Genomic DNA, 22,293 nt, shown 5'->3' on the forward strand with positions numbered 1-22,293 from the left:
GCGCGGCTCAGCGTTCCGGGCGATAGGTCGGCCACGGGGTTCCCGGCGGATGCGACAGCAACGACCGCAGATGGTCGCGCCGCGCGGCCTGTACCCCCGGCGGGCACGGATGCCAGTGGCTGCGATTGCCCATCTCGGGCCGCCGACCATAGCACCAGCCCAAAGCGTCCAGACGGTCAGCCACCTCCTGACGCCAGTCACAGACCGGCGAGCGAGGGTCCGCGCCCTCTGGCCCAAGGCAGCGCCGGTCCAGCGCGCGTTCCTGCGCGATCAGCGACTCGATCCGGGGATCGGCAGGTTGCGCCACAGCAGGCATGGCAAGGACAAGGGCAGAGAACAACAACATACGCATGGCAAGACCTGTGATCTGGTGGCGTGACGGCAAGTCTACACAGATCGCCCGTTGAACGACAGGATTGGCAAAGCACAGTGCCGTGAGCCGGGGAACGGGGCGCCGCGCGGCACAAACCATCTGTCATTCCTGCGGCGGTCCGGCTATACGGCGCCATGACCGACACCTTGCCCCCCTGCCCCGACTGCGGATCCGCCTATACCTACGAGGTGGGCGCCCTGCTGAACTGTCCCGAATGCGGGCACGAATGGTCCGCCGAAACGGCACAGGACGCAGGAACCGATGTGCGCGACAGTGTCGGCAACCTGCTGGCGGATGGCGATACCGTTACGGTGATCAAGGACCTGAAGCTCAAGGGCACGTCCAGCGTGATCAAGGTTGGCACCAAGGTACGTGGCATCCGCATCGTCGAGGGGGATCACGACATTGATTGCCGGATCCCCGGCATTGGCCAGATCGGCCTCAAGTCGCAATTCGTGAAAAAGGTCTCCGACTAGCCGCACCAGCGCATCACATCGCCTTGGCCGCGCAAGCCGGGGCTGGCGTTGCAGGGGGCTGTGCGGGTATTCCGAACGGGTACCGGGGCGCACCGCCCCGTTGTGTCGGGATCGGGACCATGGCGCGCGCAAGATTCTGGCTCTATCGCGGTGTCCAAGGCGGGGTGCTGGCGCTGACCACCGGCCTGGGCGCGCTGGGGCTGTCGCAACAGACCCTTGTGCGCCCCTATGTCGATCGCGGCACCGAAAGCGCCGCGCGGGCCGTCGAATCCGCATTTCGCGCCACCTTTACCCCCGGCTGGGTCGCCCAATCGCTGAACGACGCCCTGGCGGCCGAGGATACCGACCGTGTGCTGTGGCTGGCCGATCTGGCCGACGCCGAAGGCGTGGCGCTGGATCCCGCGCAGGCCGCCATCGTGGCCCGGATCCGGGCAGAAGAGTCCGGCTGGATGAAGGCCGCAGGCGACTGCGCCGCCTGCGCCATCGACATTCGCAGCTGCGGATCCCTTGCGGAAATCAGCGCCTGCGCCATTCCGGTGGAACTGTCTCCGCTGGGCGACGTGAACGCGCTGCGCCGTCAGGGCCTGGCCGCCCTTGCGGGACAAGAGGTGGACAGGCTGGAAACCGGATTGGCGCTGGTCGGTCTGGCGGCGACTGCGGCGGTGGTCGCGTCGGGCGGATCGTCGGTGATGATCAAGGCGGGCGCCAGCACGGTGCGGATGACACGGCGGCTGGGAAATCTGACGCCCGGCATGGTGCGGGCGCTGGACGATGTCGCGGATCTGCCGGTGAACTGGGGCGCTGCGATGCGGATGGCCCCGCTGGACGAGATCACCGATACCGCACGTCTGGCGCGCGCCACCGGACTGGCCCGCGATGTGGGGCAGATCGCCAAAAATACCTCGGTCGCCGATACGCTGGTGCTGCTGCGCCATGTCGATGGCGCCGAGGATGCGGCACGTATGGCGCGGCTGTCGGATGTTGCGGGCACACGCACGCTGAGCCGGGTCGAGGTGCTGGGCAAGGCGCGCGCCTTCCGCGCCATGGTGCGGCTGTCGGATCTGGCGCTGGGAACGCTGGCCGCGCTCTATGCCGCTGTGTTGCAGGTGGTGCTGATGCTGTCGGGGCGGCTGGGGCGCGGGGTGGTGCGCGTGTTCAAACCCTGATCATTCCGCCGCCTTGGTCGCCGCCTCGATTTCAGAAGCCTTCTGTTCGACCAGTTCGACAATGTGATCCACCATCTGGTCATTGGTCATGCGGTGGCTTTGCTTGCCGGCCAGATAGACCATGCCGTTCCCGGCACCGCCGCCGGTAAAGCCGATGTCGGTCATCAGCGCCTCGCCCGGCCCGTTCACCACGCATCCGATGATCGACAGGCTGAGCGGCGTCTTGATATGTTCCAACCGCTGTTCCAGCTTCTCGACCGTCTTGATCACGTCGAACCCCTGGCGCGCACAACTGGGGCAGGAAATGATCTGCACCCCGCGCGTGCGCAGGCCGAGGGATTTCAGGATTTCGAACCCGACCTTCACCTCTTCGACCGGATCGGCGGACAGGGACACGCGGATCGTGTCGCCAATGCCGAACCACAGAAGCGAGCCCAGGCCGATGGCGGATTTCACCGTCCCCGCCATCAGGCCGCCCGCCTCGGTGATGCCCAGATGGATCGGCGCATCTGTGACGGTGGCCAGTTGCTGATAGGCCGCCGCCGCCATGAACACATCCGATGCCTTGACCGAGATCTTGAATTGGTGAAAGTCGTTGTCCTGCAACAGCTTGATGTGGTCGAGGCCGGATTCCACCATCGCATCGGGGCAAGGCTCGCCGTATTTGTCCAGCAGATGCTTTTCCAGCGATCCGGCATTGACGCCGATGCGGATGGAACAGCCGTGGTCCTTGGCGGCCTTGACCACTTCGGCCACGCGCTTGGCATCGCCGATATTGCCGGGGTTGATGCGCAGACAGGCGGCGCCTGCCTCGGCCGCCTCGATGGCGCGTTTGTAGTGGAAATGGATGTCGGCCACGATGGGCACCGGGCTTTCCGCCACGATCTGCCGCAGCGCACGGGTGCTTTCGACATCGGGGGTGGACACGCGCACGATGTCGGCCCCGGCATTCGCCGCGCGCTGGATCTGGTCGATGGTTGCGCGGGCATCGGTGGTCAGGGTGTTGGTCATGGTCTGCACCGTGATCGGTGCATCGCCGCCGACCAGCACATTGCCAACACGAATCTGGCGCGATTTGCGCCGGTCGATGTTGCGCCAGGGGCGGATAGGATTGTGCGACATGACCAGCCTCCGCGTTCAGGGGTCAGGACCAGATAGCCTTGCCCGGCAGGCCGGGCAAGGGCTGGCCGATCACTCCTGCGCGTCGTCGGTGCCCAGATGACGGGCTTGTGCCACCTGTACCAGACGGGCGACATCCGGTTTCTGGTCCAGATCGACCAACGCATATTTGCCCGCCAGCGCCTCGGGGGACAGCGCAACGTTGCTGACCACCTGTGCCCCGGCAGCGGCAGGACCATAGGCCTGGCCCTTGACCATGAAATAGACCGAACCGGAATTGCCCGCCCGCAGGGTCGGGGCGGCCTCGGCCTGCGGCACGACATAGGTTTCGCCCGCATCGAGGATCTTCTCGAACAGCACGGTTCCGTCTGCGGCGCGCACGCGCACCCACGAGGGTTGCACCGCCATGATCTCGACCGCGGGCGCCGCTTCTGCCAGCACGCGGACGGGCTGTTCCTCGACCTCGGCCAGCACCGCAGCCACGGCGGCATCGGTATCGGGACGCTCGGGCAGGATCGAGGCGATAGGGCCATCGCGCGAGACCATCTGCGGCACGTCCAGCGCCTGCGGACGATAAAGCCGCCCCAAAGCCTCTGCCGTGGGGGCCAATGGGCGTGTCTCTTCGGGCTGGCCGTCGGCCACCTTCAGGGCGCTGCCCGATCCCACATTGCCCAGCGGGTCGATGGAGGCCACCACAGACGGCGCCTGTTCGATCGGTGCCACCTGAACGCGCTGCACCTCGCGCAGGACGGACCAGCCGCCATAGCCGATACCGGCGATCAGCAGCAGCAGCACCAGAACGGACCCCGCCGCGCCCGGTTCGATCCGGCTGACCCAGCGTTCGCCACGCGGTACGAACAGCGCATTCGGATCGGCCAGTGCATCCAGCCCGCGCGGGCGCGGGCGCACAGGCTGCACTCGCGACGGCGTGTTGGACGACAATCCCTTGGGAATCGCCGTGAAATTCGCCTCGGTACAGAATTGTTGATAGGCGGAATCCGGGTCCATGCCCAGATACCGGGCATAGGACCGCACGTAGCCTGCCACAAATCCCGGCGTCTCGAAGGCCGATACATCGGCATTCTCGATCGCGGCAATGTAGGTGGCCTTGATCTTGAGTTCCCGCTGCACATCAAGCAGCGACTTTCCCAGCGTGGCGCGTTCGCCCCGCATCAGATCCCCCAGGCGCAGGTCATAATCGTCAAAGCCTTTCGGCTTCTCCTCAACCTCTGCCGAAGGTTTGCCCTTCCGCCAAATCATGCAGCCTGCCCCATGCCGATATTCTTGCTGCCGGTCGCCCCCGGCGGCGCGACTCGGCTTTTAGCGAAACCCCAAGGAATTTCTAGCACAGTTCGCTGCGTTGCACACACGAGGATTTGTATTAGGCGGACAACTCGGCACGATTTAGCGCACATTGCGCCCAGAGCGAATCCATCGCGTGCACCAGACGGTCAATCTGCCCCGAATCATGCACGGGCGACGGCGTGAACCGCAGCCGTTCGGTGCCACGCGGCACGGTGGGGAAGTTGATCGGCTGGACATAGATCCCGAAATCCTCCAGCAGCATGTCCGACAGCATCTTGCAATGCACCGGGTTCCCGACATGCACCGGCACGATATGGCTGCCATGGTCGATGATCGGCAGGCCCATGCCCTTGAGCCGCATCTTCAGGATGCGGGCGTGCAACTGCTGGGCATCGCGCAGCTTCTGCCCGTCTTCGGTCTTGAGCAGGCGGATCGAGGCGGCGGCCCCGGCCGCCACCACCGGCGGCAGCGATGTGGTGAAGATGAAGCCCGGCGCATAGCTGCGGATCGCATCCACCATGCGGGCCGATGCCGCGATATAGCCACCGAACACCCCGAACGCCTTGCCAAGCGTTGCATTGATGATGTCGATCCGATGCATCTGGCCATCGCGTTCGGCCACCCCGGCGCCACGCGGGCCATACATGCCGACGGCGTGCACCTCGTCCAGATAGGTCAGGGCGCCCACCTCTTCGGCCAGATCGCAGATTTCGCGGATCGGGCCAAAATCGCCATCCATCGAATAGATCGATTCAAAGGCGATCAGCTTGGGCGCGGCCGGATCATCCGCCGCAATCAGCTCGCGCAGATGGGCCACGTCGTTGTGGCGGAAGATGCGCTTGGGGCCATTGCCGCGCCGCACACCCTCGATCATCGAGGCATGGTTCAGCGCGTCGGAATAGATGATCAGCCCCGGAAACAGCAACCGCAAGGTGCTGAGCGTGGCATCATTGGCAATATAGGCCGAGGAAAAGACCAGCGCGGCCTCCTTGGCGTGCAAATCGGCAATCTCGGCCTCCAGCCGTTTGTGATAGACGGTCGTGCCAGAGATGTTGCGCGTGCCGCCCGATCCGGCGCCGGTGGCATCCAGCGCCTCGTGCATCGCGGCCAGAACCGTGGGGTTCTGGCCCATGCCCAGGTAATCGTTGCCGCACCACACGGTGATATCCTGCTCCGATCCGTCCGGCTTGCGCCAGACGGCATGGGGGAAATGGCCCTTGCGACGCTCGATGTCGATGAAGGTGCGATAACGGCCTTCGTCGTGCAGCCGTTGCAGGGCGGCATCCAGCTGGGCGTCGTAGGTCATCGGTGGTCTCCCGTGGCTTCCAGTGCTGCGGGTATGGCTACCGCGCGGCGGGGGCTTCGGCTTTGACATGCGTCAATAAAAGATGCACGGGAAGGGGGCAATTTGCCGCTACCCTGCACTTTTCCCCGGCAACCGGGGACATTCGCAGCCGCGCGAACCATGCCAAAAGCTGCTCAGCTTGACAACTTCATAAGCGTCAGCCCCGACAGGATAAGGCCCGCAGCGATCAACCGCGGCGCCGTCGCCGGTTCCCCCAGCGCGATGATCCCCACGGCAAAGGCGCCAAGTGCGCCGATGCCAGTCCAGATCGCATAGGCAGTGCCCAGGGGCAGAACCCGCATCGAGGCAGACAGCAAGGCAAAGCTGGCGATCATCGTTACAAGGGTGATCAGCGATGGAACCAGCCGGGTAAATCCGTGCGATTGCTTCATCGCAAAGGCCCAGACAACCTCCAGCAGACCTGCAAGACCAAGAAAGACCCAAGCCATGGACGACACTCCGAAAAGCGGGTCGTCCCGAACAGCCCCGATACGGGTGAGGTCGTCCTCACTGGCAGGCGCAATCTATTTAGTGCCGATCGCCCTGGAAATCAAGGGATCAGCGCGCCGGGGCCACCTCCAGCACGACAACGCAGTCGGGGCCCTTGGCCTTGGCCGCGTTGCAGGTGGCCATCGCATCGGCGCGGGCGGTTTCGGCATTTGGCAGATCGGAAATCGCCGTGGCCGAGGCGACCGGCTGGCCAGCGCGGATGAACCCTTCGCCCGGCGCGACGGCAATCGCAGTGTGGCGGCCCGGACGGGTGACGAACAGCGACAAGGCCTGTTCATTGGTCGACACCAGACGCAGGGTGCCCAGTTCTTCCTCTGTCAGGAAAGGATGCACATGCAGCGTGACCTGCTGCTGGCCAAGGCGCGTCACCTCGGTCGTCACCTGTTGCGCGGCAAGCGGGGTTGCCAGAACCGCCAGACCAAGACCCATCGTCGCAAAACGTATCATCTTCCGCTCCACCATTCACCGGAATACCGGGAGCCAATACACGCTGGCGCACGCCATGGACAGTCCCCCACGCGGGGGCTAGCGTGGAGTTGATGCGGCCAGACCGCGCCACGACAGGAGTTTCCCGCATGAGCCTGCAACCCGTCCTTGACCGGATCGACGCCGATCTGCCCGCCGCGCTGGAGCGGCTGATGGATTTGCTGCGCATCCCGTCGATTTCCACCGATCCGGCCTTCAAGGGCGATTGCGACCGGGCGGCGGACTGGATGGTCGCCGATCTGGCCTCGATGGGGTTTGATGCCCGCAAATGCCCGACACCGGGCCATCCGATGGTGGTCGCGCATCACAAGGGACCAGAGGGCACGCCCAACCTGCTGTTCTACGGCCATTATGACGTGCAGCCGGTGGACCCGCTGAACCTGTGGCACCGCGACCCCTTCGACCCCGAAGTGCAAGAGGAAAACGGCCAGCGCGTGATCCGTGGCCGTGGCGCCTCGGATGACAAGGGTCAGTTGATGACCTTTGTCGAGGCGTTCCGCGCCTGGATCGCCGTGCATGGCGCCCTGCCCTGTTCGATCACCGTATTTCTGGAAGGCGAAGAGGAATCCGGCTCGCCCTCGCTCATCCCGTTCATGCGCGACAATGCCGAGGAATTGCGCTGCGATCTGGCGGTGATCTGCGACACCGGGCTGTTCGACAGCCGGGTGCCCGCCATCACCACCATGCTGCGCGGCCTGCTGGGCGAGGAATTCACCATCCGCGGCCCCAACAAGGATTTGCATTCGGGCAGCTTTGGCGGCGCGGCCATCAACCCGCTGCGCGTGATGGCCAAGGCGCTCGCCTCGTTGCATGACGAAACCGGGCGCATCACTGTTCAGGGCTTTTATGACGACGTGCCCGAATTGCCGGACGATCTGCGCGCGCAATGGCAAGGGCTGGCCTTTGACCACGAGAAATTCCTGGGCGATGTCGGCCTGTCGCTGCCTGCCGGTGAACAGGATCGCACGCCGCTGGAAATGCTGTGGTCGCGCCCGACCTGCGAAATCAACGGCATGTGGGGCGGCTATACCGGCGCGGGCTTCAAGACCGTCCTGCCGTCCGAGGCCCATGCCAAGGTCAGCTTCCGCCTTGTCGGCCAGCAGGATCCCTTCAAGCTGCGCGAGGCGTTCCGCGACCATATCCGCGCCCATATCCCGGCCGATTGCACGGTGGACTTCCACGGCCACGGCGCGGCGCCCGCATCGGTCATGCCGGTCGATGACGCGGCCTTTGAACAATCCCGCGCCGCGCTGACCGAGGAATGGGGCATCCCGGCGGCCTATATCGGCTGTGGCGGGTCGATCCCCATCGCGGGCTATTTCCGCGACATTCTGGGCATGAACGCCATGCTGATCGGCTTTGGCAAGGATGACGACCAGATCCATTCACCGAATGAAAAGTACGATCTGGACTGTTTCCACAAGGGGATCCGCAGCTGGGCGCGGATTCTGGCGCGGGTCACGGCCTGAGCCCCTTGCGCGGGCGGGCCTCCTCGGCTACGGCGGCTCCCCCGCCGTATCAAGAGGTCTGCCATGCCCGCGCCCACGCTTGCCGTCGATTTCGGCACCTCGAACACCGCTGTCGCCATTCTGGAGAACGGCACCATCCGGCGGTTGGAGATCGAACGGGGGGCAGACACCTTGCCGACGGCCGTATTCTTTCCCTTGCGTGGCGAGATGCGCATCGGCTCTGACGCCGCGCGCGCGCTGATCGAAGGGGCCGAAGGGCGCTATATGCGCGCGTTGAAAAGCGTGCTTGGCACGGCGCTGTTCCACGAACCGCGCCTCATCGCCGGGCGCCGCCGGACGCTGGCCGATATTGTCACGGCATTTCTGGTGGCGCTGAAGGCGCGGGCCGAGGCACAGACCGGCCACCGCTTTACCCGTGTCCTGTCGGGACGGCCCGTGCATTTCCACACGAATGCCCCCGACCGCGACCAACAGGCCGAAGCTGATCTGCGCGGATGCTATCATGCCGCCGGGTTCGACACGGTGGAGTTCCTGTTCGAACCCGAAGCCGCCGCCATCTCCAGCCGCAACACCCAAGGATTGGGCCTGATCGTCGACATCGGCGGCGGCACATCGGATTTCACGGTGTTCCGCAGTGGCGCAAGGATGGAGATTCTGGCCAGCCACGGCATCCGACTGGGCGGGACGGATTTCGACCATGCGGTCTCGATGCATCATGCCATGCCGCTGCTGGGCCTTGGCGGGCAGTTGCGCCGCACCTTTGGCGAAGGGCTGCTGCCGGTACCGCGCGGGATTTACGTCGATCTGTCAACCTGGGCGATGATCCCTTTCCTCTACAGCCGCGATACCGAACGGCTGGTCGAGGACATGATGAAACACGCAGTCGATGTTCCGGCCATGGCACGGCTGGCCAGCGTGATCACCGATCAGCTTGGCCACGATCTGGCCTTTGCGGTCGAGGCGGGCAAGATCGCCGCGAACGAGGGGCATCGGGACGCCACCATCGACATGTCGATGATCGCACCGGGCCTGACGGCACCCATTTCCCCGGCCGGGCTGACCACTGCCCTGACCGAAAGCCGCCTGCCGCTGGGCACGGCCATCCGCCAGACCCTGTTCGCCGCTGGCACAGACCCCGAGGCGGTGCAGACCATCGTCCTCGTCGGCGGCTCCAGCCTGCTCTCGCTGGTCCAGCACGAGGCTCGGGCCGCCTGCCCCGCGGCGCACCTGCACCGGAGCGAAGTGTTCACGGCGGTAGTTGACGGGCTGGCACTGGCAACCGCCTGACATGCAAAAAGCCGCCCCGAGGGGCGGCCCTGCATAGGATCAATCAGGCGGATGCCTTACTTGATCTTGCCTTCCTTGTACTCGACATGCTTGCGCACGACCGGGTCGTATTTGGTGACCGAGAATTTCTCGGTCATGGTGCGGGCGTTCTTCTTGGTCACATAGAAGTGCCCGGTGCCCGCCGAGGAATTCAGGCGGATCTTGATGGTGGTCGGTTTCGCCATGGTCTGTCTCCTGCGCGATCTGGGGCAGCGGTCAGTCGCCGACAGGGCGCGGTCCGCAAAATCTGAGCCCCGCCTTTGCCTTGGTGGCCAGGCAGAGTCAAGCCGGAATATACCGGATCATGCCTTTGGCGCGGGTTTGCCAAGGCTGGCATGAAGCCCGGCGACCGTGGCGGGTTCCAGGGCAAGCCCTCTGGCAAGTGTGGCAAGAAATTGCGCTTCGGCCGGGCTGTCGCCCTGAATGGTCGTCACCGCAGCCGAATAGACTTGGGCGCGCGCCACATCCGCCGTATCGCGGGCCAGCGCGACGGGATCGACCGGGGCCATCATCTCGGCCTCGACAAAGGCGCGCTCCTCGGGCGTGGACTCGCCCAGATGTTCCATGATCACCGCACGCTCGGCATCGGTGATCTGCCCGTCTGCGCGCGCGGCCTGAATCATGGCCCGGATCATCAGCCGGGCATTGGTTTCAACGGCATCGGTCGCTGCCGTGGTCCCGGTCATCTGATCGATCATTCCGGTCACATTCGCACTGGCCGCAGCCCCCATGCCCCCCAGCGCGCCCAGAACACCGGAAAGCCCGCCAGCCCCGCCAGCGCCTGCGCCGCCCAGCTTGCCCAGCATGGCTTCGGCCTGCGCCGCCAGCCCTGCGGTCTGCGGATTCTTCTTCAGGGCATCCTGCACCCCGGCCATGCCCCCCATCTGCTTGTATTTGTCAAAGCCTTTGGCGGCGGCAAACCCTGCGGCCAATGTGGCAAGCGTGCGGACGAAACTCATGATGCGATTCCCTGTCTGCGGCGCCGGGCAACTGCCCGGTCTATTGAAACCATAGCGCAGGATCGACGCGGAACCGCGGGGAAAGTTCCCCGGCCGATCCGATCCGGCACAAAACCGCATATGGGAATGACGTCAGTTGCGCGGAAGGCCTGTAAGCCGGATTCTGTCCGGGGGTTGCCCCCTTGGATGACCATTCCTCTGGCCCCGCCGTTACCGGCGGGATCTAGCTGCCAACCCGGACCTCTCGGGCTGAAACATCCCTGCGGCGGTATCCCGGACCGAGGCCCTGGACCTGCCCCGCGCGAGGCCCCTATTCGGCATTGCTCCGGGTGGGGCTTGCCGTGCCGTCCCGGTTGCCCGGTCCGCGGTGGGCTCTTACTCCACCGTTTCACCCTTACCCCGCATGCGGGGCGGTCTCGTTCTCTGTGGCGCTTTCCCTGGGGTTGCCCCCGCCGGGCGTTACCCGGCACCCTTGCTTCATGGAGTCCGGACTTTCCTCGCATCCGGCGGTTTCCCCTTGCAGGGACTTCGCCGAACACGCGGTCATCCAGCCTTCCGCGCCCGCACTCCCTACGCGCGGCGCGCGGCGGCGTCAACGGCTCAGGCGCCCTCGCCCAGCCGATGTTCCATGGTCACCGACGGCTGCGCGCAACCGGCTTCGCCGACCACCCGCGCCGGAACCCCGGCCACCGTCGAACAGGGGGGGACATCGGCAAGCACAACCGATCCCGCCGCAATGCGCGAGCAATGTCCGACATGGATGTTGCCAAGCACCTTGGCCCCCGCACCGATCAGCACGCCATCGCCGATCTTCGGATGACGGTCGCCGTCTTCCTTGCCGGTGCCCCCCAAGGTTACCGAATGCAGCATGGATACATTGTCCCCGACCACCGCTGTCTCGCCAATGACGATCGAATGGGCATGGTCGATCATCAGCCCCTTCCCGATGCGCGCCGCAGGATGAATATCGACGCCAAACGCCTCCGACACACGCATCTGCACGAAATGCGCCATGTCGATCCGCCCGTTCCGCCATAGCCAATGGGCCACACGATAGGCCTGGATCGCCTGATAGCCCTTGAAGAACAGGATCGGCTGGATCAGCCGGTGGCAGGCCGGATCACGATCCAGCACCGCCATCATGTCGGCGCGGGCCGCCTGCCCCAACTGATCGTCGCTTGCATGGGCCTCGTCGGCGATCTCGCGCAGGATCTGCTCGCTCATCTCGCCCGAAGCCAGCTTGAGCGAGAACCTGTAGGACAAGGCACGTTCCAGCGTCGGATGATGCAGGATGCTGCCATGGATCAGCCCGCCCAGCAGGGGCTCCTGCCGCACGGCATCTTCGCATTCGCGGCGGATTCGGTCCCAGACGGGATCCACAGCGGCAAGGCGGTGCAGGGTGTCGGGCATGTCGGGCCTCCGTGACAGGCGTTCAGTCTAACAGATAGACCGCATGATCGCCACGGGAAGTGCCCCGCCGGAATTCCGCCTCAATCCGGCAGATCCATGCCACGCCACAGACCGGCTCCGACTCTGTCAGACACCTGCGCGACCTCCAGCCGCCAGGGCCCCAGCACATCATCGGCAATCCGCTCCGCGGTGGAATAGACCCATTCGGGCTGCGTCACCGTGACCTCACGCTTGATGATCGCGCCCTGCCGCACCCGCACGCGATAGCTTTCGGTCGCCTCGCCCAGCGGGACATCCTCCGACAGCCAGGTGTCCCCGTCGATCCGCGTGCGCCGCACCCAGGTGAACCGGTCGTCGCCGCCCGGCCGGTCATGGCGCAGATGCACAGGCGCCAGCGGACGCAACCCGTTGCCCGCAAACGCCTCTGCACGATGCACCACCGCCGGATCATCATAGCCGCGCGCGGCAACCCCGATGCGGTACTGCCGCGTCAGCCCGCGTTTCGACGGCGCAAGGGAAACCTGCCCGACCGTCCGGTCCAGTACGACCAGCACCGATCCCGCAGGCCATTCCTCAGGCATCACGGCATCGGTTCCCGCCTGCCCGCGCAACCGCAATGACAGATCCCACTCCCCCGGCGCCACCGCAGCCGCCTCGACATATTGCAGCACCTCCCAACCCTCCGCGCTGCCATCGCCAATGGCCACCGCATTCGCCCCGTTCAGCACCTGCGCCATGCTGGCCGATGACAACTGCCCCCGGATCATGCGGACCCGCAGCGCCTCGCCACGATCCCACAGGCCCGCCCGCGCTCGACGCAGCGGCGTCTGGGTCACACCGATTGCAGACGGCGCCGACACCAGCCGGTTCACCTCATATCCGGCATCCAGATCAGAGTCCCAGACGGCAACCGCACCCGGCCAAGGCAGCGCGGCCACCGCCAGATGCGGCGCCAGCGGATCTTCGGTTCCGGTCAGCAAGGGCAAATCCAGAAACACCGGAAAGACCGGAACAGGCGGCACAAAGGCACGCGGCACCGCCCGCGCCTCGGCCTCGTCCGACGCCACATAGACGGCAGGCTCGACCCGAACCGCCTCGATCACCCGCAGTCCCGCACTTTCGGCACGATCAATGCGGTACAGCCCCGCCGCGCCCAGATCCAGCACATCGCCCGCACCCAGCCTCGCCTGCGACGGCGGCAATGCCAACCGCGCGCCGTCCCGCGCCACGCGCGCCTCGGCCAGCCAGCGTTGCGCCAGCGCCCGTCCCTCTGCGCGCGTCAGCAGCAGCGGCAATTCCGACAGGGCGGCGCCCAGATTGACCTCATCGGGAAACGCGGCCTCTTCGGTGCCGGCGGCGAAATCCGCCTCGGCCTCGACAAATCCCACGCGAACCCGGCCTGCCACGCTCGCCCCGGCGGCGCGCGTCAGTTCCAGCACCCCCTCGGCATCGCGCTGCACCGCCAGATCCTCGGGCGCCACCCGCGCAGTGAGGCGGCCGTCCCGCATCCTGAACCGCAGAACGCCATCGCGCTCGACCACCTCGAACCCATATGCCAGCATCAGCGGTTGCAACGCCGCGCGCGCGGTGCCGCCATCCCCCTGCTGATAGCCGCGCACCACCCCGTACAGCCCCGAAACATCAACCGCCCCCACACCGGCCCGCGCGCAGATCTCCGCCACGACAGCGGCCAGCGGCTGCGAGGCGCTGCGCCCCGAGATCCAGTGCCCCCGGCTATAATTGCCCCCATCCGCCCAGATCTCGGTCCGGCCGGGAAATTGCGGAAAGGGCCGCGCATCCCAGGCCCAGACAAACGCCCGCGACATGTCAACCATCCGCCCGCCGTACAGGGGCGACAGCGGGTTGTTCCCGGCCTCTCGCCAATATCCGGCCATCGCGCGCAGATACTGCATCTGGATCAGGTCGTCGCGCCGCCCCGTGGAATATTTCGGCAAAGTGGATTCCGACGATTTGGGGTCCAGAAACAGGTTGGGCTGGTTGGTGCCCTTGTCGATCGCAGCGCACCCCATCTCGGTGAACCAGAAAGGTTTCGATCCCGGCACCCACATGCTCGGCTCGGCCTGACGCACGCCGTCAATCCGCGCATGATGCGCGTTCTCCCACCATCCGCGCAAATCCTTGTAGCGCCAGATCCAGTCCTCTCCATGCGCGACATCGGTGATCGGCGTGCGGATCTGCGCCGCCTCGCCCTGGGGGCTGGCATAATACCAGTGATACCCTTCGCCGCCCGCGACATTCGCCTTCAGATAGTCCAGATCATAGATCGCCCCCCATCCGGCATCCGCATGATCCTCGCCATCGCGCCAGTCCGACAGCGGCATGTAATTGTCGATCCCCACGAAATCGACCTGAGGATCGGCCCACAGCGGATCCAGATGGAAATAGCGGTTCCCCTCCGGGCTCTGATATCCCCAATATTCCGACCAGTCCGCCGCATAGGAAATCTTGCAGTCCGGTCCCAGGATGTCCCGCACCTCGGCCACCAGGTGCCGCAACGCCGCGACGGCCGGAAAGCTGTCCCCCGCCCCCCTGATCTGGGTCAGGCCCCGCATCTCCGATCCGACGCAAAATGCATCCACCCCGCCCGCCAGCGCGCATAGATGGGCATAGTGCAGGATGAACCGGCGATAGCCCCAGTCTCCCGCTGGCCCGGTGTAGACCACCTGCCCCTGCGCCCTCAGGAAATCTCCGGGCTGAACGGCGCCAAAGAACGCCGCCACCTCGGCATCGGCCGCCGCAGAACGGTCGGGGCTGTTGCCCCGCCCCGGCGCCACCGACAGCGTGATCCGGCCCCGCCATGGCAGCGCGGGCTGATCCGGCGCCCCTGACCAGGGATCGGCCAGCCCGTTCCCCGCCATCTGTTCCATCAGAACAAAGGGATAGAACATCACCGCCTGCCCGGCGTCCTTCAAGGCAGCAATCGCCTCCAGCACACTCGCATCGCCCGGAGACCCGCCATAGACCGGGCGCCCGTCGCCATCCTGCGGCACAGCCTGCGCCTGCGCACGACCGATCCCGCCGGCTCTCCAGGGTTGGCCCACCCCGTCAAAGCTCGTCTGTTCGACCTTGGGCTGCACCTGGCAACTGCCGCAGCGCAGATCGTTGCCGAACCAGCTGACAATCAGCGACACCGCGCCGCACCCCGGCGCCTCGCCCGCCAACTGGTCCAGCGCCAGCGAAAAGTCGGTGCGTCGACCGATGCCGTGCACATTCGCCGTCGCCGCCTGCCCCGGCCCATACGCAAGATGCACCGGCGTCGTCGCCAGCGCATATTCGCCGGTTCCCGGTATCATTGCCACGGCCTGCACCGCATCGGCCAGCCCGTCGGCCTCTGCCGCAGCACGGATCACTTCAAAGGAAAATTGCGGCACCCGGTTCCCGAACCGGCCCAGATCCAGATCCTCGATCACCACATAGGCAATCCCGCGATAGGCCGGCGCAAGCCCCGCGCCCTCGACAGCCTCGATCCTGGGATCGGGCAGTTGTGTCTCCGTCCCGGTATAGATCCGCAGATCCAGGCTGTCGGGATCCACCTCCTGGCCATCGGCCCAGATCCGCCCGACCCGCAGGATCACGCCTTCACACAGGGCCACCGCCAACGACACCGAATAGGAATACTCCAGCGACACCGGACGGCTCATGCCCTTGCCTCCGCGTGTCCGTGTCACATCCTCCTGAAACCGCGACGCCCAGATCACCTGCCCGCCCAGGCGCACCCGGCCCCAGACCTGCGCCACCGCCTGGCCTTCGCCCGCGCCCATCACACGAAAGCGGTCTACCCGCCCCACCTCGACCGGGGCCGAGCCGCGGCCCAGCAGCCGTTCGTCGATCACACGGCCCAGCGTGGCGCCAACGGCCCGGCCGATCACCGCACCCGACAGCCCCAGCACGGTGCCCCCGACACCCGATCCGATGGCAGCGCCCGCCGCCGACAGCAACAAGGTCGCCATTGCCTACCCCCATGCCTGCAAGACCACGCCTTGCCTTCGTTCTGACAGAAATATCCTCCGGGGGGCCGCCCCGGATCCGCCGCTGGTTCAACACCCCGCGACAGCGCCCGCATCCCCTGCGCGGCGTCAGTCCGGCCAGCCGAACCGCCCGGCGATCCGCCGTGCCCAGGGGCCCGACAGGGGGCTCTCCACCACGCAGTGCCCCGAATAGGCGTGAACGAAACTCGCCCCGGCACCCGTTTCGGCCTGCACCCCCAGATGCTTGGCAATACCGCCTGCCCGCATCCGGAACACCAGCACATCCCCCGGCGCCACCTTGGCCAGCGGCTTCTCCACCAACCAGTGCCGCGCGGCGTCCAGCAGCACTTCCTGCCGGTCCGGTTCGGCCCAATCAGCGGTATATGCCGGCACCGGACAGGGCTCCTGCCCGCGCACCGCCCGCCAGACGCCACGCAGCAGGCCCAGACAATCCGTCCCCGCACCGCGACACGAGGCCTGATGCACATAGGGTGTCCCGATCCAGCGCCGCGCCTCGGCCAGAACCCTAACCTGTACGTCGTCCGCCATCGTTCACCTCTCCCCCACGCGGCACCGCCGCCAGCCAGTCCTCGCCCGGAAGATGGGGAAAACCACGAAAGTTCAGAAAGTTGGCGAACTTCAACCGACAGGTTTCAGCCCTTCGGTCACATCCGGCTTCCAGCCGGATGCGGTCGCCCGCAACCACCGGCGCCCGGATCGCCTGCCACAGCTCCACACTGCGCGCCCGCCCGGACAGCCGGTCGTTCTTGATGACCTCGACCAATCCGGCCGCTGCACCGCTCAACACCACAAGGCGCCCGCGCTCGAACCAACGATCGTCAAAACCCAGAAAATCAGCGAACCGGAAAACACGCCCCTCATCCGCCTCCTCGACCTCGCGTTCCTCAAAATAGCCCCCCAAGGTCAGATCGACTCCGCAGCGCCCATCACCCAGAATGGCCGAACATGATACCTGATAGACACGACCCTGCGGCTGGTTCAGCAATTCGGTCAAACCGCGCAATTCGGCCTGAAACGCCCCGCCGGCTTGCGCCACTTCGCCGATGGTGCCGCGAAACTCCAGCATCCGCTGCGTCACATCGGCCCAGTTCACCTGCCAGGCCTCGACCTGCGCGCCGTCGAAGCGGCCCGCGAGCAGATCGGCCTCGGTGATGGCGGCATCCGACAAGGCACCGGCCGCCTCGGTGTTGTCCACCGCAAGGCCAGTGGTCTGGCTCAGCGCCCTCGCGCTCAGGCCCGCACCGGCGGCAAAGACCGTTTCGTCAAACACCAGATCGCGGTCGTGATCGGTAAAGCCCAGCACCACGCCATCGGCCCGCGTCACCCGCCAACAGCGGGCAACCGTGGTGGCCCCGGTCGCCAGATGATCCAGCAGACTGGTCATATCCGTACCTCCACCACTGGCACCACCGGCACATCCCCCGCCTGAAACGACGCAACGGACACAGCGATGCGGTCGGTGTCGAACCGCACAGGAACGTCGAACTCGAACCCGGCCCGCACCTCCACCCCCTCGGGCACCGGATCGGCAAAGCGGATCTGGCCGGTCGCCGGGTCCAGATCCCATGCCTCGGTCTCGACCATGGCGCGTCCCGCCAGACTGACCCGCACCGTGCCCACAACGGGTTTCGCCACCGGACGCCAATAGACCTGCGCCCCGGAATGATAGGCCTTGCGCAAGCCAAAGACCCGACTGGCCCCGTCGCCATGACCAAGGATCTGGTCCATGTCGCCGGGAACCGCCTTGGGCGCACAGGATTTGAAATCGGCCCAGTCCTTCCAGCGAAAGCCGTGCAACTGCCCGGCGCGCGCCTCAAAGAACGCCACCAGCGCGGCAACATCATCCAGCGATCGCAGCCCCAGCCCCGCATCATACCGCCGCCGGGAATGCGCCCAGGGGCTGTTCCTTTCCTCGAAACCGCTGGCCAGCGTCACGATCTCGGTGCGCCGCTCGGGTCCGCCGACCGAGCCAAAGCTCAGATTGGCGGGAAATCTCACCTCGTGGAATGCCATCTGAATCCCCGTCACCCGTTCCTGTGGCCGCGGGCCAGTGCCCGGCTCATCTGCGCCGCGATCTGGCTCTGGCTGCGCTGGAAGCCACCGACATCGGGGGTGGAAATGTTCATCACCACAGTCACCGCCCGCCCGCCGCCACTGGCCACCACGCCCAGCCGCCCATCGGCGCCGCGCGCCAGCGGCATGATCGCCTCTGGCCCCGCCTCGCCCATCAGCCCCGTGCCCCCCCGCATCGGGAACGCGACGGGAGAGGTCACGACGCCTCCCTGCGCAAAGGGCATCACCCGCCCCTGCGAAAACGCGCCGCCATTGGCAAAGGGCATCAACCCCGACAACAACGAGTTGATGCCGCCCGCAATCGCGCCGCCCACGGCGGTCTGCACCGGACGCATCGCTGTGTTGTAGACGCTGCTGACCATCGACTGCGCCACCTGCCGCAGCGCGTCCGACAGCTTCAGCCCGTCGAACACCAGCCCGTCAAAGGCCCGCCGCAGCCCGCCGCCGATGCCCAGTGTCAGGCTGCCCACCTCGCGCCCGGTGAACACCATGCTTTCCTGCATCCGGCGCAATTCGCCGTCGAACGCCGCCGTCATCGCCTGCGCGCCGCCAAGGCTTGCCTCCAGCGCTGCCAGTTGCTCCGACAGGCTGTCAATATCCGCCATCACCGCCTCCTGTCCTGCCATCGGGAAAGGCCGCCATCAGCGCCTCCAGCCGGGCCCGCCCGACCGGCACCTCGGCCTCGCCAATCCCCAGCATGATCCGCAATTCCACCGGGCTCAGGCGCCAGAACTCGGCCGGGGTCAGCCCCAGCCCGCCTGCCTCCCGGCGCCCCAGCCCCACCCGCATCAGCCCGGCCCAGTCGATGCGCCGCATCCTGCCTCCTCCGGCAGGGCAAAGGCCCGCGCCAATAGCTGCGCCGCCACCCGCGCCGCCGCCACCGGGCCGCCGTCCACCTCGGCCCGCCCCAGATCGGCGGCCGTCCCCGGCCAGCCGCCGCCGCGCAACCCCGCCAGCAACACCGCCAGCACATCGCGGGCCGAAAACCGCCCCGCCTCGAACCGTTCGACCAAGTCGATCAGGCTACCCGCCTGCACCGCCGCCTCCAGTTCGGCCAGCGCGCCCAGCGTCAGCCGCGCCACATGGCGTTCGCCGTCGATCACCACGGCCACCTCGCCTGCCCAGGGGTTCACACTCACAGCGCGACAAACTCCAGCGCCCCGGCCGACGCCAGGCTGAGGCTATAGGTCGCCTCGCCGTTGTGGCTCCCGGCATATTCGATGCTGGTGATCTGGAACCGCCCTTCGACGATGCCGAAATCCGGGATGACCACCTGAAACGCCGGCGTCTCGCCGTCGAAGAAGATCTGCCGCGCCCGCGCATCCGTGGCCGCGTCGCGGAACACCCCCGAGCCCGAGATCGAGGCGCTTTTCACCCCTGCCCCCGACAGCAGTTCACGCCAGCCGCCGGTGGAGTCCAGGCTGGTCACATCCACCGTTTCCGCATTGAAACTGATGCGCGTGGCCCGCAGGCCCGCCACCGTCTCGAACTGGCCATCATCCGAAAGATCAACCTTCAGCAATAGGTCCTTGCCGTTCTGCACTGCCATGGGAATCTCCGATTTTCCTGGGAATGCGGCCGCTGCGCCCGCGTGCGCCCGCCCGAATGTTGTAAAAGATCAAGCGGTGTTACAGCTCGACCCGCGCACGGAACGTCAGGTCGATCCGCCGCAACGCGCCATTGTCCAGCCGCAGGGCGCGGGCCTTCACGAACGACAGCCCCACCAGGCGGCCCCGCGCCAGTTCCAGCGCGGCGCCCTCCAGCGCATCGGAAATCGCTTCTGCGATGCCCTTTGCCGCCAGGAACCCCATGGCCCGGCTGACCACGCCCAGCACCAGGCGATGTTCCGCCCCCGCACCGGAAATGTCCGAGGCGTCGCGCGCCTCTTCCGTGCCGATCAGCACATAGGTGTCAGGCGCCTGCCCCGCCGGGACCGCATCCAGCACCGGCACCCCCGCCAGGGCAGGCCATCCGGCCAGCCGGTCGTATAGCGCCGCCTGCAAGGCGGCTGCCCCTGCATAGCTCATGCCGCTACCTCCTCGCGCGCGTGGCATGTCAGATAGCGACCTGCCGCATCGGCCTCGGCCACCGCCAGAATGCGGAACAGCCGCGCGCCCTCGCGCAGGCGCTGTCCGGCAACGGGGCGCGACGGCGCGCCCTCGGGTGCGCCCCGCACCGTGATCCGCAGCGCCACCTCGCCCAGGCTCACCGCCTCCGACCCGCCTTCACGGCCCGCACCCGGCAGCACCGCCGCCCACAGATCGCCCAGCGCGACCCAGGACACCACCAGGCCGCCCGCACCATCCGCGACCTCCGACCGTGCCTCCAGCACCATGCGCCGGTTCAAACGCAACGCCGTCATGCGCGCGCCCCCAGCATCCGCACCGTGCGCCACCGCTCGATCAGCGCCATCACGCCAAAGGGCATCGCGGCCACCGCGCTTTCGTGGCGCAACTCATGGTATTGCGCCGCCAGCAGCAGCACCGCCTGCCGCAAATCCGCTGGCACCGTGTCCCACCCGCCAAAACCCGCGTCGAACAGCACCTCGATCCGCCCGCCCGGCGACACGTGCGGCAACATCGGCCCCACCGCCACAAGGCGCGGACGATGCAGATCCGGCTCCAGCCGCCAGCGCGCCGCAGCCAGCGGCACTGCGGCCCCTGCGCTGTCCATCAATGTGACCGACACCACCTGCGCCACCGGCGCCACCGGCAGCGCCTGGGCCGAACGATCCCGCCAGCCGATCAGCTCCAGCGCAAACCGCCGCATGATCAGGGCCTTGCCGATCCGCCCCTCGATCGCCGCCATCGCAGATCGCAGATACCCCAGGATCAGCGCATCCTGCATCCCGTCGTCGGCAAACCCCGAACCCAGCCGCAAATGGTCCTTCAAAGCCTGCACCGGCAGCGCGGCATCCGGCACCGCCACCTGTTCCGTCAGCATCATGTCCCGCTCTCCTAACCCCTCTGCAAAGGGGGCGCGCACCCCCGGCGCCGCTCGGACGGAGGGGTATGCTAGACAACACCGTCAAAGGTGCGCGCCCGCCCGGCGACAGGGCACAAGCCCCGCCGCCGGACCCGACTCCCGTCAGGAGACGGCGAACCGCAACAGCTTGATGGCGGCAAAGTCGCTCACGTCGCCGCCGACACGCTTGGTGGCATAGAACAGCACATGTGGCTTTGCGCTGAACGGGTCGCGCAGCACACGCAGATCCGGGCGTTCGGCAATGGTATAGCCCGCGCGGAAGTCACCAAAGGCAATCGCATAGGTGCCTGCGCCGATATCCGGCATATCCTCGGCGATCAGCACCGGATAGCCCATCAGCCGCGCGGGTTCCCCGGCGGCCAGCCCGTCCGACCACAGAAAGCGGCCGTCGGCATCCTTCATCTTGCGAACCGCCCCGGCGGTCTTGGAATTCATCACGAAGGTTCCATTGGCCCGATAGCCCGCGTCCAGCGCATAGACCAGATCGACAATGGCATCGGCCGGGTTGGTCGTGCTGAAATCGCCCGCCGCGCCCGTGGCGACATACCCCAGACTGCCCCAGGCCCAGGCCGCATCGGCAACCTTGGTATGGTCCAGAAATCCCGTCGGCTTGCTGTCGCCATCCCCGCCGACAAAGGCCGCCGCCTCGGCGCGGGCGAACTTGTCCGCGATACGGCCGGCAAGCCAGCCCTCGATGTCAAAGGCCGCATCGTCCAGCAGCCGCTGGCTTGCCTTGGGCATGGCGTTCAACTCGTGCAGCGGGATGGAAATCCGCTCGATCTGCGCCGACCCCGTCTCGGCCACGGCCGTCGCCTCGGTCCCCCACCCATGGCCCACATCGCCCCGGTCCACCAGCACATCGAAACTGGTCGCCTCGACCTGAACCACATTCGCCACCTGACGCAGCGACGAGGTGGTGGTCAGCACCGCGCGGATGGTATCGGCCGTCTTGGGATCCACCAGATAGCCGCCCTCGGCGTTGACGGCGGTGTTCAGTCCCTTGCCCTCCAGCACCAGGCCCCGCAGGCCATCGTCATCGCCACAGCGCAGATAGGCGTCAAACGCCTTGCGATGGGGCACTTCCACTTCGGCAGTCATCGACAGGGCGGGGCGGCCATGGGCCATGGTCTTGCGATCCAGCATCGTCACACGCTCTTCCGTTTGTTGCAGACGTTTCTTCACCTCGGCCTGAAAGCCGGTGAACTCCTCCAGGAAACCCGCCATCCGGCGGGCCGCCTCGCCGGGCACAGCGTCCCCGGTCCGAGACTTCAGCTCGGTCAT

Annotated in this window: 25 protein-coding genes and 1 other RNA gene; 4 read left to right on the forward strand and 22 right to left on the reverse strand. The window is 66.6% G+C overall.

All coding sequences use genetic code 11. The features are described 5' to 3' along the window. Positions 1-7: 7 nt before the first annotated feature. Positions 8-352 (reverse strand): hypothetical protein, encoded by a 345-nt coding sequence (locus BW970_RS04870; RefSeq protein WP_144038882.1) that lies wholly within the window; start codon positions 350-352, stop codon positions 8-10. A 155-nt stretch (positions 353-507) separates the two neighbouring features. On the opposite strand from BW970_RS04870, the gene BW970_RS04875 reads away from it, so the two are divergent. After that, positions 508-849: a zinc ribbon domain-containing protein YjdM gene (locus BW970_RS04875; RefSeq protein ID WP_076529306.1), complete on the forward strand. Its 342-nt coding sequence runs from the start codon at positions 508-510 to the stop codon at positions 847-849. A 119-nt stretch (positions 850-968) separates the two neighbouring features. Then, entirely contained in the window at positions 969-2,015 is a 1,047-nt protein-coding gene (locus tag BW970_RS04880) for a hypothetical protein (protein WP_076529307.1), read from the forward strand. Here the strand turns inward: BW970_RS04880 and ispG are convergent, their stop codons facing one another. The 5 genes from ispG to BW970_RS04905 all read right to left on the reverse strand — a co-directional run bounded on the left by ispG (position 2,016) and on the right by BW970_RS04905 (position 6,741). After that, a complete protein-coding gene (gene ispG, locus BW970_RS04885; RefSeq protein WP_076529308.1) occupies positions 2,016-3,137 on the reverse strand; it encodes a flavodoxin-dependent (E)-4-hydroxy-3-methylbut-2-enyl-diphosphate synthase in 1,122 nt (373 codons plus the stop codon). A 69-nt stretch (positions 3,138-3,206) separates the two neighbouring features. Further along, positions 3,207-4,394, reverse strand: a complete 1,188-nt coding sequence (locus tag BW970_RS04890) for a helix-turn-helix domain-containing protein (RefSeq protein ID WP_076529309.1) — start codon at positions 4,392-4,394, stop codon at positions 3,207-3,209. Positions 4,395-4,515: 121 nt separating this feature from the next. Then, positions 4,516-5,745, reverse strand: a complete 1,230-nt coding sequence (gene hemA / locus BW970_RS04895) for a 5-aminolevulinate synthase (protein WP_076529310.1) — start codon at positions 5,743-5,745, stop codon at positions 4,516-4,518. 173 nt (positions 5,746-5,918) lie between these two features. Continuing rightward, a complete protein-coding gene (locus tag BW970_RS04900; protein ID WP_076529311.1) occupies positions 5,919-6,233 on the reverse strand; it encodes a DMT family transporter in 315 nt (104 codons plus the stop codon). 109 nt (positions 6,234-6,342) lie between these two features. Then, on the reverse strand, positions 6,343-6,741 hold the full coding sequence (locus BW970_RS04905; RefSeq protein WP_076529312.1) for a hypothetical protein: 399 nt from the start codon (positions 6,739-6,741) through the stop codon (positions 6,343-6,345). Between the two features lie 128 nt (positions 6,742-6,869). On the opposite strand from BW970_RS04905, the gene BW970_RS04910 reads away from it, so the two are divergent. Further along, positions 6,870-8,249 (forward strand): M20/M25/M40 family metallo-hydrolase, encoded by a 1,380-nt coding sequence (locus BW970_RS04910; RefSeq protein WP_076529313.1) that lies wholly within the window; start codon positions 6,870-6,872, stop codon positions 8,247-8,249. A gap of 63 nt (positions 8,250-8,312) precedes the next feature. Then, on the forward strand, positions 8,313-9,536 hold the full coding sequence (locus BW970_RS04915) for an Hsp70 family protein (RefSeq protein ID WP_076529314.1): 1,224 nt from the start codon (positions 8,313-8,315) through the stop codon (positions 9,534-9,536). Positions 9,537-9,592: 56 nt separating this feature from the next. Here BW970_RS04915 and rpmG read toward each other — a convergent pair whose 3' ends face one another. The 16 genes from rpmG to BW970_RS04995 all read right to left on the reverse strand — a co-directional run bounded on the left by rpmG (position 9,593) and on the right by BW970_RS04995 (position 22,293). After that, complete coding sequence (gene rpmG / locus BW970_RS04920) at positions 9,593-9,760, reverse strand: 50S ribosomal protein L33 (RefSeq protein WP_076529315.1); 168 nt, start codon at positions 9,758-9,760, stop codon at positions 9,593-9,595. A gap of 117 nt (positions 9,761-9,877) precedes the next feature. After that, the gene (locus BW970_RS04925; protein WP_076529316.1) at positions 9,878-10,534 is read right to left on the reverse strand and encodes a DUF533 domain-containing protein; all 657 of its coding nucleotides are present in this window, start codon (positions 10,532-10,534) and stop codon (positions 9,878-9,880) included. A 136-nt stretch (positions 10,535-10,670) separates the two neighbouring features. Then, positions 10,671-11,093, reverse strand: an RNA gene (gene rnpB / locus BW970_RS04930) — RNase P RNA component class A. A gap of 41 nt (positions 11,094-11,134) precedes the next feature. Continuing rightward, positions 11,135-11,944 (reverse strand): serine O-acetyltransferase, encoded by an 810-nt coding sequence (gene cysE, locus BW970_RS04935; protein ID WP_076529317.1) that lies wholly within the window; start codon positions 11,942-11,944, stop codon positions 11,135-11,137. 80 nt (positions 11,945-12,024) lie between these two features. Continuing rightward, the gene (locus BW970_RS04940) at positions 12,025-15,915 is read right to left on the reverse strand and encodes a baseplate multidomain protein megatron (protein ID WP_076529318.1); all 3,891 of its coding nucleotides are present in this window, start codon (positions 15,913-15,915) and stop codon (positions 12,025-12,027) included. A gap of 126 nt (positions 15,916-16,041) precedes the next feature. Then, positions 16,042-16,482, reverse strand: a complete 441-nt coding sequence (locus BW970_RS04945) for a C40 family peptidase (protein WP_076529319.1) — start codon at positions 16,480-16,482, stop codon at positions 16,042-16,044. Next, positions 16,460-17,338 (reverse strand): DUF2163 domain-containing protein, encoded by an 879-nt coding sequence (locus BW970_RS04950; protein ID WP_076529320.1) that lies wholly within the window; start codon positions 17,336-17,338, stop codon positions 16,460-16,462. The genes BW970_RS04945 and BW970_RS04950 overlap by 23 nt, the downstream gene beginning before the upstream one ends. Further along, positions 17,335-17,967, reverse strand: a complete 633-nt coding sequence (locus tag BW970_RS04955) for a DUF2460 domain-containing protein (protein ID WP_076529321.1) — start codon at positions 17,965-17,967, stop codon at positions 17,335-17,337. The genes BW970_RS04950 and BW970_RS04955 overlap by 4 nt, the downstream gene beginning before the upstream one ends. A gap of 11 nt (positions 17,968-17,978) precedes the next feature. Next, positions 17,979-18,632: a phage tail tape measure protein gene (locus BW970_RS04960; RefSeq protein WP_076529322.1), complete on the reverse strand. Its 654-nt coding sequence runs from the start codon at positions 18,630-18,632 to the stop codon at positions 17,979-17,981. Further along, positions 18,619-18,843 (reverse strand): rcc01693 family protein, encoded by a 225-nt coding sequence (locus BW970_RS04965; protein WP_076529323.1) that lies wholly within the window; start codon positions 18,841-18,843, stop codon positions 18,619-18,621. Before BW970_RS04965 ends, BW970_RS04960 begins: the two co-directional genes overlap by 14 nt. Then, positions 18,816-19,160, reverse strand: a complete 345-nt coding sequence (locus BW970_RS04970; RefSeq protein WP_076529324.1) for a gene transfer agent family protein — start codon at positions 19,158-19,160, stop codon at positions 18,816-18,818. The genes BW970_RS04965 and BW970_RS04970 overlap by 28 nt, the downstream gene beginning before the upstream one ends. Positions 19,161-19,162: 2 nt before the next feature. Next, positions 19,163-19,576 (reverse strand): phage major tail protein, TP901-1 family, encoded by a 414-nt coding sequence (locus tag BW970_RS04975; protein WP_076529325.1) that lies wholly within the window; start codon positions 19,574-19,576, stop codon positions 19,163-19,165. Between the two features lie 79 nt (positions 19,577-19,655). Next, the gene (locus BW970_RS04980) at positions 19,656-20,054 is read right to left on the reverse strand and encodes a DUF3168 domain-containing protein (RefSeq protein WP_076529326.1); all 399 of its coding nucleotides are present in this window, start codon (positions 20,052-20,054) and stop codon (positions 19,656-19,658) included. Then, on the reverse strand, positions 20,051-20,389 hold the full coding sequence (locus BW970_RS04985) for a head-tail adaptor protein (protein WP_076529327.1): 339 nt from the start codon (positions 20,387-20,389) through the stop codon (positions 20,051-20,053). Before BW970_RS04985 ends, BW970_RS04980 begins: the two co-directional genes overlap by 4 nt. Further along, a complete protein-coding gene (locus BW970_RS04990; protein WP_076529328.1) occupies positions 20,386-20,973 on the reverse strand; it encodes a head-tail connector protein in 588 nt (195 codons plus the stop codon). The genes BW970_RS04985 and BW970_RS04990 overlap by 4 nt, the downstream gene beginning before the upstream one ends. A 141-nt stretch (positions 20,974-21,114) precedes the next feature. Continuing rightward, complete coding sequence (locus tag BW970_RS04995) at positions 21,115-22,293, reverse strand: phage major capsid protein (protein ID WP_076529329.1); 1,179 nt, start codon at positions 22,291-22,293, stop codon at positions 21,115-21,117.

The sequence above is a fragment of the Gemmobacter megaterium genome (assembly GCF_900156815.1).
In the GTDB taxonomy this organism is placed as follows: Bacteria; Pseudomonadota; Alphaproteobacteria; order Rhodobacterales; family Rhodobacteraceae; genus Wagnerdoeblera; species Wagnerdoeblera megaterium.

Excerpts from the sequence above, each read along its gene's own strand:
- BW970_RS04870 (WP_144038882.1), bottom strand. The coding sequence starts at position 352 with ATGCGTATGTTGTTGTTCTCTGCCCTTGTCCTTGCCATGCCTGCTGTG.
- BW970_RS04875 (WP_076529306.1), top strand. The coding sequence starts at position 508 with ATGACCGACACCTTGCCCCCCTGCCCCGACTGCGGATCCGCCTATACC.
- BW970_RS04880 (WP_076529307.1), top strand. The coding sequence starts at position 969 with ATGGCGCGCGCAAGATTCTGGCTCTATCGCGGTGTCCAAGGCGGGGTG.
- ispG (WP_076529308.1), bottom strand. The coding sequence starts at position 3,137 with ATGTCGCACAATCCTATCCGCCCCTGGCGCAACATCGACCGGCGCAAA.
- BW970_RS04890 (WP_076529309.1), bottom strand. The coding sequence starts at position 4,394 with ATGATTTGGCGGAAGGGCAAACCTTCGGCAGAGGTTGAGGAGAAGCCG.
- hemA (WP_076529310.1), bottom strand. The coding sequence starts at position 5,745 with ATGACCTACGACGCCCAGCTGGATGCCGCCCTGCAACGGCTGCACGAC.
- BW970_RS04900 (WP_076529311.1), bottom strand. The coding sequence starts at position 6,233 with ATGGCTTGGGTCTTTCTTGGTCTTGCAGGTCTGCTGGAGGTTGTCTGG.
- BW970_RS04905 (WP_076529312.1), bottom strand. The coding sequence starts at position 6,741 with ATGATACGTTTTGCGACGATGGGTCTTGGTCTGGCGGTTCTGGCAACC.
- BW970_RS04910 (WP_076529313.1), top strand. The coding sequence starts at position 6,870 with ATGAGCCTGCAACCCGTCCTTGACCGGATCGACGCCGATCTGCCCGCC.
- BW970_RS04915 (WP_076529314.1), top strand. The coding sequence starts at position 8,313 with ATGCCCGCGCCCACGCTTGCCGTCGATTTCGGCACCTCGAACACCGCT.
- rpmG (WP_076529315.1), bottom strand. The coding sequence starts at position 9,760 with ATGGCGAAACCGACCACCATCAAGATCCGCCTGAATTCCTCGGCGGGC.
- BW970_RS04925 (WP_076529316.1), bottom strand. The coding sequence starts at position 10,534 with ATGAGTTTCGTCCGCACGCTTGCCACATTGGCCGCAGGGTTTGCCGCC.
- cysE (WP_076529317.1), bottom strand. The coding sequence starts at position 11,944 with ATGCCCGACACCCTGCACCGCCTTGCCGCTGTGGATCCCGTCTGGGAC.
- BW970_RS04940 (WP_076529318.1), bottom strand. The coding sequence starts at position 15,915 with ATGGCGACCTTGTTGCTGTCGGCGGCGGGCGCTGCCATCGGATCGGGT.
- BW970_RS04945 (WP_076529319.1), bottom strand. The coding sequence starts at position 16,482 with ATGGCGGACGACGTACAGGTTAGGGTTCTGGCCGAGGCGCGGCGCTGG.
- BW970_RS04950 (WP_076529320.1), bottom strand. The coding sequence starts at position 17,338 with ATGACCAGTCTGCTGGATCATCTGGCGACCGGGGCCACCACGGTTGCC.
- BW970_RS04955 (WP_076529321.1), bottom strand. The coding sequence starts at position 17,967 with ATGGCATTCCACGAGGTGAGATTTCCCGCCAATCTGAGCTTTGGCTCG.
- BW970_RS04960 (WP_076529322.1), bottom strand. The coding sequence starts at position 18,632 with ATGGCGGATATTGACAGCCTGTCGGAGCAACTGGCAGCGCTGGAGGCA.
- BW970_RS04965 (WP_076529323.1), bottom strand. The coding sequence starts at position 18,843 with ATGCGGCGCATCGACTGGGCCGGGCTGATGCGGGTGGGGCTGGGGCGC.
- BW970_RS04975 (WP_076529325.1), bottom strand. The coding sequence starts at position 19,576 with ATGGCAGTGCAGAACGGCAAGGACCTATTGCTGAAGGTTGATCTTTCG.
- BW970_RS04980 (WP_076529326.1), bottom strand. The coding sequence starts at position 20,054 with ATGAGCTATGCAGGGGCAGCCGCCTTGCAGGCGGCGCTATACGACCGG.
- BW970_RS04985 (WP_076529327.1), bottom strand. The coding sequence starts at position 20,389 with ATGACGGCGTTGCGTTTGAACCGGCGCATGGTGCTGGAGGCACGGTCG.
- BW970_RS04990 (WP_076529328.1), bottom strand. The coding sequence starts at position 20,973 with ATGATGCTGACGGAACAGGTGGCGGTGCCGGATGCCGCGCTGCCGGTG.
- BW970_RS04995 (WP_076529329.1), bottom strand. The coding sequence starts at position 22,293 with ATGACCGAGCTGAAGTCTCGGACCGGGGACGCTGTGCCCGGCGAGGCG.